This is a genomic window from Thermococcus sp. M36 (assembly GCF_012027355.1).
In the GTDB taxonomy this organism is placed as follows: Archaea; Methanobacteriota_B; Thermococci; order Thermococcales; family Thermococcaceae; genus Thermococcus.
The window spans coordinates 1-388 of sequence record NZ_SNUH01000362.1 but is presented as its reverse complement, the minus strand read 5'-3'; the positions used below and the strand labels follow the sequence as shown (position 1 = coordinate 388).

Below are 388 nucleotides of genomic sequence, written 5' to 3'. Positions count from 1 at the left end.
TACCGAAATACGTTAACACAACTGAAAAGTGCCGGTAATATGCGATTGATAAGAAAACAAAATGTGGTAGATAGTTTAAATAAATTAGATAATCTAATTACAGAATTGAATACACAATTAGCGGATTATTTAAAATATCTATCTGAAAATGTACGAGAAAGGTATTCAGTTTTAGATTTTTCTCTCTTTGTAAAAGATGGCAGACGATTTAAGAGTGATGAAGTTTTAAATAGTGCTACAGTATTCACTTATTTAACCAATGATAAAAAGAAAGTAATTGAGTTTGGTGGCCATATTCTTAGTCAACGAGGTGCATTAGCAGTTTATTTCAGAATGCTTAAACAATATTCAACATACTCAAACGCTTTAATTATTTTTTTACAAAAAG

The 388-nt window shown here is 28.6% G+C and carries 1 protein-coding gene; it reads left to right on the top strand.

Annotated elements, in window-relative coordinates; translation table 11 throughout:
• Positions 1-388: hypothetical protein (locus tag E3E36_RS12675; protein ID WP_167895668.1), on the top strand; the 388-nt coding region annotated here is incomplete at both ends.